This is a genomic window from Streptomyces sp. V4I8 (assembly GCF_041261225.1).
Lineage (GTDB): Bacteria > Actinomycetota > Actinomycetes > Streptomycetales > Streptomycetaceae > Streptomyces.
In genome coordinates, this window is sequence record NZ_JBGCCN010000001.1 from 7,631,825 (window position 1) to 7,642,130 (window position 10,306).

The following is a 10,306-nucleotide window of genomic DNA, read 5'->3' on the forward strand; positions in this document are numbered from 1 at the left end:
TGAAGGAGTCCTGTTGACCGCCACCGAGGCTGCCGAGCACGACAGAGCCGGGGAGGCCGCCGCAGCCTCCGCCGCTCCCGGGCATGAGCCCCAGCCCGCGCCGGGTGCCACCCCGCCGCGTACCCCGCTGACTTCCAGGGCCGCGGCCGAACTCCTCGGCACCGCTCTCTTGGTCGCCGTCGTGGTCGGCTCCGGCATCCAGGCGACCGAGCTGACGCAGGACGTGGGGGTGCAGTTGCTGGCCAACTCGATCGCCACCGTCTTCGGGCTCGGCATCCTGATCCTGCTGCTCGGCCCGGTGTCAGGCGCGCACTTCAACCCTGTGGTCACGCTGGCCGAGTGGTGGACGGCCCGACGGGGCGGCGACGGTGTCACGGCTCGCGAGGTCGCGGTGTACGTCCCCGCACAGGTTGTCGGTGCGATTGCGGGCGCGATCCTGGCGGACGCGATGTTCGGCAAGCCCTTGGTGGAGTGGTCGACACACGACCGCTCGGCCGGGCATCTGCTGCTGGGCGAGGTGGTGGCCACCGCTGGGCTGATCCTGCTGATCTTCGGCCTGGCCCGCACGAATCAGCTGCGGTTCGCGCCGGTGGCGGTGGCCTCGTACATCGGCGCCGCGTACTGGTTCACGTCCTCCACGTCCTTCGCCAACCCGGCGGTGACGATCGGCCGTACCTTTAGCGACACGTTCGCGGGTATTGCGCCGGGCTCGCTGCTGGGCTTCATCGGAGCTCAACTCGTAGGCGGGGCCGTCGGTCTGGCGCTGGTAGCGCTCATCTTCGTGCATGGCCGGTCCGCTGAATGACCCGTAGTACGCAAGTGGTGGTCATTGGCGGCGGCCAGTCCGGCCTCGCCGCCGGTTACCACCTGCGCCGCCTCGGCATCGACTTCGTCATCCTCGACGCCCAGGCTGCCGCAGGGGGTGCCTGGCAGCACACGTGGGACTCGCTCCACCTCTTCTCGCCTGCGGCTTTCTCCTCGCTGCCGGGACGGCTCATGCCGCCGCAGGCGGGAGAGGAGTACCCGGATGCCGACCACGTGATGGCGTATCTGCGGGACTACGAGAAGCGCTACGAGCTGCCGATCGAGCGACCGGTGCAGGTGTTCGGCGTGCACCGGGACGCTGAACACCTGCGCGTGGAGGCCGACTCCGGTACCTGGCATGCCCGCGCCGTGATCAGCGCGACCGGCACATGGTGGCGCCCTTTCCTCCCCGCGGTACCAGGGCGTGGGGTGTTCGAGGGGCGTCAGCTGCACACGGTGGAGTACCGCAGCCCGAGTGACTTCGCCGGACAGCGCGTCGTGGTGGTCGGTGGTGGCAATTCCGGTGCTCAGATCGCCGCCGACCTGGCCTACGACGCCGAGCTGAACTGGGTCACCCAGCGCCCGCCCCGCTATCTGGCCGACGACATCGACGGCCGTGCCCTGTTCGACGCGGCCACCGCCCGCCGCCGCGCCCTCGACGAGGGGAGTACGGACACGGGCGGCGTGGCGTCGCTCGGCGACATCGTCGCCGTACCGCCTGTGCGCGAGGCTCGGGATCGGGGTCTGCTCAAGGCGAGCCCGATGTTCGCCAGGCTGGTTCCCGGCGGCGTTGAATGGGCCGACGGTACCCGTGCCGAGGCTGACGCGATCATCTGGTGCACGGGCTTCCGACCCGCCCTGTCCCACCTGGCCCCGCTCCAACTCCGCGGCCGACGAGGGCACATCGCCACGGAGGGCACCCGCGCAGTGGAGGAGCCGCGCCTGCACCTGCTCGGCTACGGCGACTGGACCGGGCCCGCCTCTGCCACCCTCATCGGCGTCGGCCGTCCCGCCCGCGAGGCAGCCAGGGAGATCGCCGGCTTGCTCGCGTAGGGCACCGGCCGCCTTTCCGCGGCGACCGAGGCTGAGCGAGCGGTCTCAGCGGCAGGCCCGCGAGTCCGTCGGATCCTCCAGGGCCAGACCCGGAGGCCGTGTGGGGCTCGCCTGCGCTGGGGCTCAGTTCAGGGTCTGGGCGGCGTACAGGGCGCCGAGGACGGTGGCGAGCGTGCCGAGGAGGAGGCGTAGGGCTCGTTCGGGCAGGCGGGGTTGGAGGTGGGCGCCGAGGTAGCCGCCGATCAGTCCGCCGGTGCCGCAGGCGAGGCCGAGCCACCAGTCGGGGGCGACGTCTCCGCTGCTGGCGAGGGACAGCGGCGTGTAGGCGGCGGCGCCGACGAGGGAGGTGGCGAAGGTGGCGGCGCCGACGAGGGAGGTGGCGAAGGTGGCGGCGAGTGCGGCCGGGGCGACGTGGGCGACGGGCAGGCCGCGTCCGACGAGGATCGGGCCGAGCAGGGAGCCGCCGCCGATGCCGTAGATGCCGCCGACGACTCCGACCGCCAGGACGAGGGCGGTGAGGCTCCGTGCGGGCAACTCGCCCGCGGGCGGCGGGCGATGGCGGCCGGGGGTGAGGGTGCGCAGGGTCAGTCACAGGCCGAGCGGCAGCAGCAGGGTGGCGATCAGGAGCCGGAAGACGTCCGGGCCGGGGAGGGCGTAGACGCGGATGGCGGCGCCGAGGGCGACGCCGGGCAGTGTGCCCAGCACCAGACGTCGGGCGAGGTCGCCGCGCAGGGCGCCGTCGTGGCGGTAGCGCCACAGGGCGCCGGGTCCGGCAACGACGTTGAACAGCAGGTTGGTCGGCGTGATGGCCGGGTTGGGCACGCCGAAGACGCTCAACTGGACCGGGAGCAGGAACACCGCGCCGGACACCCCGACCGGGGCGGTCACGGTCGCGATCAGCAGACCGGAGGCCAGCCCTCCCGGCACTGCCCAGTCCACCGTCGCCCCCGCCCGTCGCCCGATTGGTCAGTATCGGTGTGTCGAGCGGCTGTGGGTCCCTCCCGCAACGCGATGTTCACGAGCAGCAGGTGCAGCCTGGCCGGCAGCCGCACGCGTCCGCGAGCGCGTCATCGTGCGACGGGGTGGGAGCGGGTGCGGTGGTCGGGGCGCAGCAGCCGTTGCCCTGCCAGGCGTCGCGTCCTTCTTTGGCCGCGATGACGGCGATGGCCAGGGCGGCGACGGGGTCGGCCCAGGACCAGCCGAGAGTGGCGTTGAGGATCAGGCCGGCCAGGAGTACGGCGGAGACGTAGGTGCACAGCAGGGTCTGTTTGGAGTCGGCGACCGCGGAGGCGGAGCCGAGTTCACGTCCGGCACGCCGCTGAGCCGCGGACAGGAACGGCATCACCGCCAGGGAGAGGGCGGCAAGGACGATGCCGGTCAGGGAGCGTTCGGCTTCGCCGGTGCCGGTCAGGGCGCGGACGGCATCGACGGTGACGTAGACGGCGAGAGCGAAGAACGACACCGAGATGATCCGCAGCGTGGTCTGCTCTCGTGCTTCGCGTACGGCGTGCTCGCGGGCGGAGAACTGCCAGGCGACCGCGGCGGCGGAGGAGACCTCGATGACGGAGTCCAGGCCGAAGCCGATCAGGGCGGTGGACGAGGCGAGGGTGCCGGCGGTGAGGGCGACGGCCGCCTCGATGGCGTTGTAGGTGATCGTCGCGGTGACCAGCAGGCGTATTCGGCGGGTGAGCGTCTCGCGGCGGGCCGGGGAGGGGCCGAGGGATATCGCGGTCATCAGCAGCAGCCCTTCGACGCCGCGTCCGGGCAGGTCTTGTCCGCCTCCACCGCGACCACCGCGGCACGCAGATCGTCCAGGGCGTGGCCGAGGCGTTCGTCGGCGAGTTCGTAGCGGGTACGGCGGCCGTCGGGCACGGTGACGACCAGGCCGCAGTCCCGCAGGCAGGCCAGGTGATTGGAGAGCCGGGTGCGGGAGATGCCGAGGGCATCGGCGAGATCGGCCGGGTAGGCCGGCGCCTGGCGCAGGGCGAGCAGGATCCGGCAGCGGATGGGGTCGGCGAGCGCGCGGCCGAAGCGGGCCAGCACGTCGATGTCGGAGGCAACGGTCAGCACACGATGAGAATACAGAGAATCCTGAATTCAGGAAAGTCTGGACTGTTGAAGGCGAGCTCAGGCACCCATCACCCGGTACATGCCGATCGAGTCGTGCTCGGCGGTGTCGGCGAAGCTGAACCTCTCGTAGAGGAAGCGCGCGGGCCCGTCCGCGATGAGGGAGACGTAGGCCGTGGCGGGCGCCCGGCGCTCCAGCTCCTCGGTGAGCGCGGCCATGATACGTCTGCCGAGGCCGCGCCCCTGGTGGGCGGGGAGTACGCGGATGTCGACGATCTGGAACGCGGTGCCGCCGTCGCCGATGATCCGCCCCATGCCGATGGGCTCCTCCTCGTGGTGGAGGACCACCCCGTGCCAGGTGTTGGATAGGGCGAGCGCGACCGCTTCGGGGGCCTTGTCCGAGAGGTCGGCTTCGGTGCGCAGGCGGCGATAGGTCTCGGTGGACGGCACACCCGCGGTCAGTCGGTAAGCGTCGTCGAGGTTGGTCATGTCCGGCCTCCGTGCGGTCGCTGAGCCGCGCCTCGAATCAGTTGTGCGCGGCGTCGAGCAGAGAGTTCAGGCCGCGATCGAGGCGCTCGTCAGCAGCTTGCCCATCGCGGCGAGCACTGACGGCTCGACGCGGTAGTACACCCAGGTGCCGCGCCGCTCGGAGCTGAGCAGGCCGGCTTCCTTGAGCTTCTTCAGGTGGTGGGAGACGGTCGGCTGGGACACGCCGACGTCGGAGATGTCGCACACGCACGCTTCGCCGCCCTCATGTGAGGCCACGGCCGAGAACAGCCGCAGCCGCACCGGGTCGCCGAGCGCCTTGAACATCCGGGCCGTCTTCTCGGCCTCGTCGGCGGTCAGCGGGCGCTCCGTGAGCGGAGGGCAGCACGGCACCACGGCCTCGGGGGTCTCGGGTTCCAGCAGCGGCAGCACCCTCGTATTCGACATACATCTATGTTGACACATGTCGAACTAGTAGGCGAGGGGTGGCAGGGGATCGCATGGCCAGCTCGTCGATTGTCGTCGATTGTCGATGAAAGACTTTCTGGAACGCTCCGAGGCCGAGCGGTACGCGAGCTGGTTCAAGGCGCTGGCCGACGCCACGCGCATTCAGGTTGTGACGCTGCCGGCGCGCAGCGGTGAGCCCATGACGGTGCGGCAGAACGTCGAGGCCGTGGAGGTGGGGCAGTCGACGGTCTCGCGTCACCTCAAGGGGCTGGCGGAGGTGGGCTTCGTGCTGGTCGAGCGGAAAGGTGCGTCCAGTTGGTACCGGCTGAACGAGGAGTGCGTCCACGCTTTCCCCTTCGGCGGCCGATGTCGTCATGGGGCGCCCCGCGCCGGCCCGGAACGCAAGCGGTGCGGCGCGCGGGCGCCGGCGTAGCGGGCCATGAGCGCTGGTGTCGGGCAGGCGGAGCGGGCGCCGATGCGTTCGGGGGCGGTCTATGCCCTGCTGCTGGGGCTGGGCGCGCTGGACGCGGCCGGATACAGCGTGATCGCGCCGGTGCTCCCTGGCCTGACCGCGCAGACCGGGGCCGGTGCCACCGCGCTGGGGATGATGGTCGCGGCGTTCCCGCTGGGGATGATGGTCGCGGCCTTCCCGTTGGGGATGGTCGTGGGCTTCGCACTGGGCGGGGTCGTCATCCAGCGCAGTAGCCCGGCGCGACTGCTGACGGTGGGGCTGGTGCTGGTTGCGGCGGGCAGCCTGGGGGTTCGTCTTCGGCGCGGACCTGGCCGTCTTGGCCGTCTCCCGTCTGGTGACGGGGATGGGCTCCGGGTGTCTGTGGCTGGGGATCACCTTCGCCACCCTGGCTGCCTGGCCGGGGCAGGAATACCTGTGCGTGAGCCGCATCTACGCCGCCTACTCGGCCGGCAGCCTGCTGGGCCCGCTGCTCGGGGCGATCCACGGGGTGCGTGGCCCCTTCGTCGCTTACCTCGCCCTCGTCCTCCTCGCGCTCGTGCCCGTGTTGACGCTCCGGCTTCCTGCGACGGCGGGCGCGTTCGCCCCCGACCGTCGCGCTCTGCGCTCACCCGGATTCCGGGCGGCAGTCGTGGCCCTCGCCTTTGCCGTGCTGGCGCTCGGCACGCTCGAAGGGGTGCTGCCGCTCCACTTCGGCACGAAGTTGGGCCAGTCTCAGATCGGGGTGCTGTATGCGGCGACATCGGTCATGGTGGCGGTCGCGGGAGCAGCGGCGGCACGGTGGCCGCCGCGGGCGATGCTGCTGGTCTCCACCGTGCTGGTGGTCAGCGGCTTCGCGCTCGCCGGAGCCAGTACGGCCGTACCCGTATGGATCGCGGCGCTCGCCGTCGCGGGGGCCGGTATCGGGCTGGCCGACACCGGAGCGACCGGTGTGCTCCTCGACGCCGTACCCCCGCAGCGCATCGTGACGGCCATGGTTCTGTGGTCCCAGATCGGCATCCTGGGCTACCTGGCCGCTCCCCTGATCGGCGGCCCCGTAGTCGATGCCTTCGGCTACGGGGCGGTCGCCGCTGTTGTCGCGTTGATGGCTACGGGAGCAGCCGCGACGCTCGCCCGGTCCAACCGGTCATGAACCCCCGGCTCCGCACGGCCGCTTCTGCCTTGAGGGTGCCTTCTGGAGGTGTCCGGACCTCAGTCGGCTCGTCCCGCCTCACCGAAGCGGGTCAGGTGGGCCGCGCCGTGCCGCGCTGTCCGGACGGCGTCCCGGCCCACTCCGCGCAGGGAGTTCGAGGACAGGCTGCGCTGCCACTCCAGGCCGACGTAGGCCAGTCCCGGGTGTGTGAGCGACATGCCCTCGCGATGGCGCGGATGCCCGGATTCGTCGAGGGCGCCGAGCGGGGCGAGATAGCCCAGGTCGGGCGGGCCGGTAGCCGGTGGCCAGCAGGACAGTGTCGACCTCCTCAGCGCTGCCGTCGGACCAGATGACCTTGGTGTCGCTGATGCCGGTGAACAGCGGGCGCCGGTCCGGTCGTCCGGCGGCGACAGCGGCGCGGTAGCGGCCGTCGTCGATGACCAGTTGGGTCGGCGGGGTGCGCAGGAACCGGCCGATGGGCAGCGTGTCGAGGCCCGTGCGGGTCAGCCACCAGTGCAGGTCTCGCCCCAGCGTCTGCCGGCGGGCGAACCGGACGGGATGCCGCGCCGCCAGCGTCACCTGGGCCCGCTCGGCGATCTCGGTGGCGATCTGCACCGCGGAGTTCCCTGCACCGACGACCACGACGCGCTGTCCGGTGAACGGCTCGGGTACGCGGTAGTCGGCGGCGTGCAGCACCGTTCCCGCGTAGCCCTCCAGGCCCGGAAGGTCAGCGAGGTAGGGGCGCCCGAAGGTGCCGGTGGCCGCGACCACGGCACGCGCCTCCAGCTCGCCGCCGCCCTCCAGGCTCAGCCGGAACACGCCATCGCCATAGCCGACTTCGCGCACGCGCGTCTGGGTGCGGATGTCGGCGTCCAGCTGGTCGGCGTACCGCTGGAGGTAGGCGATCACCTCGTCCCGGTGCGATATCGATCCCGGTCTCCGCCGAACGGCAAGCCCGGCAGCGAGCTGTATCCGGCGGGAGAGAAGAGCGTGAGGCTGTCGCAGTGGCGCGGCCATGATCCGGCGGGCAGATCGGACGCCTCCAGAACCACCGGCACCAGCCCTTGCCGACTCAGAGCATGCGCCGAGGTCAGACCGGCCTGGCCTGCCCCGATCACGGCTACATCCACGCGTTCCATGCACAGCTCCCAGATTCGATGAATGTCTATGTTGACGTCTATCGATACAGGTGCCATGCTTGGCGGCGCAGGGGATCGACGGATGTCGAAACAAAGGGGAATCCAGTGAGCGCGCCCACCATCGACCAGCTGCCTGTCGTGGTCATCGGAGCCGGACCGACCGGCCTGGCTGCCGCCGCCCATGTCGTCGAGCGCGGCCTCGAACCCCTGGTCCTGGAGGCCGGCCCGGCTGCGGGTGCCGCCGTGCGCGAGTGGTCGCACGTCCGCCTGTTCTCCACCTGGGGCGAGGTCATCGACCCGGCCGCGGAGAAGCTCCTGGCCCCGACCGGCTGGATCCGCCCCGACGCCGCCGCTTACCCGACCGGCGGCGACTGGGCCCAGCAATACCTGCAGCCGCTCGCCGACGCGCTCGGCGACAAGGTCCGCTACGGCGCCCAGGTGACCGGCGTCGCCCGCGCCGGACGCGACCGGATCGTCGACTCCGGCCGCGACGAGCAGCCTTTCACCGTGCACATCGAGACCGCGGACGGCCGCGAGGAGCGGATCACTGCCCGCGCCGTCATCGACGCCTCCGGCACCTGGACCACCCCCTCCCCGATGGGCGCCGACGGTCTCCCCGCCCTCGGCGAGAAGGCCGTCGCCGACCACATCTCCTACCGCGTCCCGGACCTCAACGACCCGGCCGTACGCGTCCGTTACGCGGGCAGGCGCACCGCGGTCATCGGCTCCGGAGCCTCCGCCTTCACCGCCCTCGCCCTCCTCGCCGACCTCGCGAAGGAGGAAGAGGGAACCCACGCGGTGTGGATCCTGCGCCGCGGCATCGGCGCCAACACCTACGGCGGCGGCGAGGCCGACCAACTCCCCGCCCGTGGCGCCCTCGGCCTGAGCGCCAAGGCGGCTGTCGAGGCCGGTCACGCGAGCGCGATCACCGGATTCCGCACGCAGGCCGTCTCGTACGACGGTGACCGACTGGTCCTCGAGTCCGAGGACGGCCGCCGCACGGACCCCATCGACGAGGTCATCGTCCTGACCGGCCTCCGCCCGGACCTCTCCTTCCTCTCCGAGCTCCGCCTCGGCCTCGACGAACGCCTCCAGGCCCCGACGGCCCTGGCCCCGTTGATCGACCCCAACGTCCACTCCTGCGGCACGGTCTACCCGCACGGCGTCAACGAGCTCTCCCACCCCGAGCAGGACGTCTACCTGGTCGGCATGAAGTCCTACGGCCGCGCCCCGACCTTCCTTGCCATGACCGGCTACGAGCAGGTCCGCTCCATCACCGCCGCGATCGCCGGCGATCGGGAGGCCGCCGAGCGCGTTGAGCTGACCCTTCCGGAGACCGGGGTCTGCGGCGGCGCGGGCCTGTTCGACGAGCCGGAGAACGCCGAGCAGTCCGGCGGCGGATGCTGCGCCGCCCCCGCCACCCTTCAGATCGGCCTCGGCGCCCCGGCCTCCACATCCGGCGGCTGCTGAACCCCGCACCCACACCAGGAGGTTCGCCATGTCCCGCGTACAGCTCGCCCTCCGCGTCCCGGATCTCGACGCGTCCGTCGCCTTCTACAGCAAGCTCTTCGGCACCGAACCCGCCAAACTCCGCGACGGCTACGCCAACTTCGCCATAGCCGAGCCCCCGCTCAAGCTCGTCCTGATCGAGGGAGTGGCGGACGAGGCGACCCGCATGGACCATCTCGGCGTCGAGGTGGAGAGCACCGAGGCGGTCCACGCGGCCACCGCTCGTCTCAGCGGAGAAGGCTTGGCCACCGGCGTCGAGAACGACACCACCTGCTGCTACGCCCTGCAGGACAAGGTCTGGGTGCACGGCCCCGGCCAGGAGCCCTGGGAGGTGTACGTCGTCAAGGCCGACGCCGACTCCCTGGCCAAGCAGCAGGGCAGCACCTGTTGCGCCGACCCGACGACGGCCGAGACCGACGGCGCGAAGGAACCCGTCGCCGCGGGCGGCTGCTGCTGATCCGCCGATGACCGACCTTCACACCAGCCAGGCCGCGACCGGAACGGGAGACCGGTCGCGGCCTCGCGCCGCCCTGCCCGCCCCCTGCGCCACTCAGATCACCAGCTGGGGCATCGTCTACTACGCCTTCCCGGTCCTTGGAGCTTTTCGCTCAGCGAGCTGTCTTCGCCCGGGGCGCGCAATGAGGTGAGGTGACCATGTCGCGGTCTCCCACCACGTACAGCGCGGGGACGTCGATCCCGCGCCCCTGGAAGGGCGCGAGCAGTTCGTTGTCGCGTTCGATGTTCCGGTACCAGTTGAAGGCTCCGGTGAACGCCTGATCGCCGTGCAGGGCGAAGTCCTCGGCGTACGCCTGAATGTCCTCCTCCGTCAGCCAGGCCGGGAGAGCGGGCGACTCCGGCATGGTGTGCAGGAGGCCCAGGCCGGCGGGTATGACCAGCGGGCGGGGCTTCCTGCCGAGCGGGTTGTCGCCCGAGGCGCCGACCAGGAGGCGGCGGAAGAAGTTCGGGATGTCCTTGGCGAACTCGGCGTCGGCGACTCCCGGTTGCTGGAAGTAGACCTGGTAGAAACCCTCGCCGTACTGGGCGCGGGTGATCGAGGGCGGACCATCCCGCCGGGCAGGATGGGAGGAATGCTGAGCCCGGCCACTGCACGGACCTTGTCCGGGCGCAGCATTGCCGCGGTCCAGGCAACGGGGGCACCCCAGTCGTGCCCCACGACGACCGCCTGTTCCTCCCCCCCCC

Annotated in this window: 15 protein-coding genes and 2 pseudogenes; 7 read left to right on the forward strand and 10 right to left on the reverse strand. The window is 71.4% G+C overall.

The window, feature by feature from the left end; genetic code table 11:
* Positions 1-13 precede the first annotated feature (13 nt).
* Complete coding sequence (locus ABIE67_RS34705; protein WP_370265361.1) at positions 14-805, forward strand: aquaporin; 792 nt, start codon at positions 14-16, stop codon at positions 803-805.
* Positions 802-1,857 carry an ArsO family NAD(P)H-dependent flavin-containing monooxygenase gene (locus tag ABIE67_RS34710; RefSeq protein WP_370265362.1) on the forward strand — a complete coding sequence of 352 codons (1,056 nt, stop codon included), beginning with the start codon at positions 802-804 and terminating at the stop codon, positions 1,855-1,857. The genes ABIE67_RS34705 and ABIE67_RS34710 overlap by 4 nt, the downstream gene beginning before the upstream one ends.
* 123 nt (positions 1,858-1,980) lie before the next feature.
* Here the strand turns inward: ABIE67_RS34710 and ABIE67_RS34715 are convergent.
* From ABIE67_RS34715 to ABIE67_RS34735, 5 genes and pseudogenes are all read right to left on the reverse strand, one after another.
* Positions 1,981-2,796 (reverse strand): annotated as a pseudogene (locus ABIE67_RS34715) (sulfite exporter TauE/SafE family protein).
* Between the two features lie 76 nt (positions 2,797-2,872).
* Positions 2,873-3,592: a cation transporter gene (locus ABIE67_RS34720; RefSeq protein ID WP_370265364.1), complete on the reverse strand. Its 720-nt coding sequence runs from the start codon at positions 3,590-3,592 to the stop codon at positions 2,873-2,875.
* Complete coding sequence (locus tag ABIE67_RS34725; protein ID WP_370265366.1) at positions 3,592-3,927, reverse strand: ArsR/SmtB family transcription factor; 336 nt, start codon at positions 3,925-3,927, stop codon at positions 3,592-3,594. Before ABIE67_RS34725 ends, ABIE67_RS34720 begins: the two co-directional genes overlap by 1 nt.
* 57 nt (positions 3,928-3,984) lie before the next feature.
* Complete coding sequence (locus ABIE67_RS34730; protein ID WP_370265367.1) at positions 3,985-4,413, reverse strand: GNAT family N-acetyltransferase; 429 nt, start codon at positions 4,411-4,413, stop codon at positions 3,985-3,987.
* A 66-nt stretch (positions 4,414-4,479) separates the two neighbouring features.
* Positions 4,480-4,857 carry an ArsR/SmtB family transcription factor gene (locus ABIE67_RS34735; protein WP_370265369.1) on the reverse strand — a complete coding sequence of 126 codons (378 nt, stop codon included), beginning with the start codon at positions 4,855-4,857 and terminating at the stop codon, positions 4,480-4,482.
* A gap of 85 nt (positions 4,858-4,942) precedes the next feature.
* Between ABIE67_RS34735 and ABIE67_RS34740 the strand changes: the two genes are divergently transcribed.
* The gene (locus tag ABIE67_RS34740; protein ID WP_370265370.1) at positions 4,943-5,290 is read left to right on the forward strand and encodes an ArsR/SmtB family transcription factor; all 348 of its coding nucleotides are present in this window, start codon (positions 4,943-4,945) and stop codon (positions 5,288-5,290) included.
* Positions 5,291-5,349: 59 nt separating this feature from the next.
* Here ABIE67_RS34740 and ABIE67_RS34745 read toward each other — a convergent pair whose 3' ends face one another.
* Entirely contained in the window at positions 5,350-5,550 is a 201-nt protein-coding gene (locus tag ABIE67_RS34745; RefSeq protein WP_370265372.1) for a hypothetical protein, read from the reverse strand.
* 47 nt (positions 5,551-5,597) lie between these two features.
* On the opposite strand from ABIE67_RS34745, the gene ABIE67_RS34750 reads away from it, so the two are divergent.
* Positions 5,598-6,458, forward strand: coding sequence for an MFS transporter (locus ABIE67_RS34750; protein WP_370265374.1), 861 nt, complete (start codon positions 5,598-5,600; stop codon positions 6,456-6,458).
* A gap of 78 nt (positions 6,459-6,536) precedes the next feature.
* On the opposite strand, the gene ABIE67_RS34755 is transcribed toward ABIE67_RS34750, so the two are convergent.
* Both ABIE67_RS34755 and ABIE67_RS34760 read right to left on the reverse strand, forming a co-directional pair.
* Positions 6,537-7,475, reverse strand: a complete 939-nt coding sequence (locus ABIE67_RS34755) for a flavin-containing monooxygenase (protein ID WP_370265375.1) — start codon at positions 7,473-7,475, stop codon at positions 6,537-6,539.
* The gene (locus ABIE67_RS34760; RefSeq protein WP_370269734.1) at positions 7,364-7,597 is read right to left on the reverse strand and encodes an FAD-dependent oxidoreductase; all 234 of its coding nucleotides are present in this window, start codon (positions 7,595-7,597) and stop codon (positions 7,364-7,366) included. Before ABIE67_RS34760 ends, ABIE67_RS34755 begins: the two co-directional genes overlap by 112 nt.
* A 105-nt stretch (positions 7,598-7,702) precedes the next feature.
* On the opposite strand from ABIE67_RS34760, the gene ABIE67_RS34765 reads away from it, so the two are divergent.
* The 3 genes and pseudogenes from ABIE67_RS34765 to ABIE67_RS34775 all read left to right on the forward strand — a co-directional run.
* Positions 7,703-9,067, forward strand: a complete 1,365-nt coding sequence (locus tag ABIE67_RS34765; protein WP_370265377.1) for an NAD(P)-binding domain-containing protein — start codon at positions 7,703-7,705, stop codon at positions 9,065-9,067.
* 28 nt (positions 9,068-9,095) lie between these two features.
* A complete protein-coding gene (locus ABIE67_RS34770) occupies positions 9,096-9,563 on the forward strand; it encodes an ArsI/CadI family heavy metal resistance metalloenzyme (protein ID WP_370265379.1) in 468 nt (155 codons plus the stop codon).
* Positions 9,564-9,570: 7 nt separating this feature from the next.
* A pseudogene (locus tag ABIE67_RS34775) lies at positions 9,571-9,702 on the forward strand (MFS transporter); the annotation flags it as partial.
* A 12-nt stretch (positions 9,703-9,714) separates the two neighbouring features.
* Here ABIE67_RS34775 and ABIE67_RS34780 read toward each other — a convergent pair.
* Together ABIE67_RS34780 and ABIE67_RS34785 are read right to left on the reverse strand one after the other, a co-directional pair.
* Entirely contained in the window at positions 9,715-9,966 is a 252-nt protein-coding gene (locus ABIE67_RS34780; protein WP_370265380.1) for an alpha/beta fold hydrolase, read from the reverse strand.
* Positions 9,933-10,280, reverse strand: a complete 348-nt coding sequence (locus ABIE67_RS34785) for a hypothetical protein (protein ID WP_370265381.1) — start codon at positions 10,278-10,280, stop codon at positions 9,933-9,935. The genes ABIE67_RS34780 and ABIE67_RS34785 overlap by 34 nt, the downstream gene beginning before the upstream one ends.
* Positions 10,281-10,306: the final 26 nt, after the last annotated feature.

What these genes read in the sequence shown, in the direction of transcription:
- ABIE67_RS34710 (WP_370265362.1), top strand. Translation starts at nt 802, where the DNA reads ATGACCCGTAGTACGCAAGTGGTGGTCATTGGCGGCGGCCAGTCCGGC.
- ABIE67_RS34720 (WP_370265364.1), bottom strand. Translation starts at nt 3,592, where the DNA reads ATGACCGCGATATCCCTCGGCCCCTCCCCGGCCCGCCGCGAGACGCTC.
- ABIE67_RS34730 (WP_370265367.1), bottom strand. Translation starts at nt 4,413, where the DNA reads ATGACCAACCTCGACGACGCTTACCGACTGACCGCGGGTGTGCCGTCC.
- ABIE67_RS34735 (WP_370265369.1), bottom strand. Translation starts at nt 4,857, where the DNA reads ATGTCGAATACGAGGGTGCTGCCGCTGCTGGAACCCGAGACCCCCGAG.
- ABIE67_RS34740 (WP_370265370.1), top strand. Translation starts at nt 4,943, where the DNA reads ATGAAAGACTTTCTGGAACGCTCCGAGGCCGAGCGGTACGCGAGCTGG.
- ABIE67_RS34745 (WP_370265372.1), bottom strand. Translation starts at nt 5,550, where the DNA reads ATGACGACCCCGCCCAGTGCGAAGCCCACGACCATCCCCAACGGGAAG.
- ABIE67_RS34755 (WP_370265375.1), bottom strand. Translation starts at nt 7,475, where the DNA reads ATGGCCGCGCCACTGCGACAGCCTCACGCTCTTCTCTCCCGCCGGATA.
- ABIE67_RS34760 (WP_370269734.1), bottom strand. Translation starts at nt 7,597, where the DNA reads ATGGAACGCGTGGATGTAGCCGTGATCGGGGCAGGCCAGGCCGGTCTG.
- ABIE67_RS34770 (WP_370265379.1), top strand. Translation starts at nt 9,096, where the DNA reads ATGTCCCGCGTACAGCTCGCCCTCCGCGTCCCGGATCTCGACGCGTCC.
- ABIE67_RS34780 (WP_370265380.1), bottom strand. Translation starts at nt 9,966, where the DNA reads ATGCCGGAGTCGCCCGCTCTCCCGGCCTGGCTGACGGAGGAGGACATT.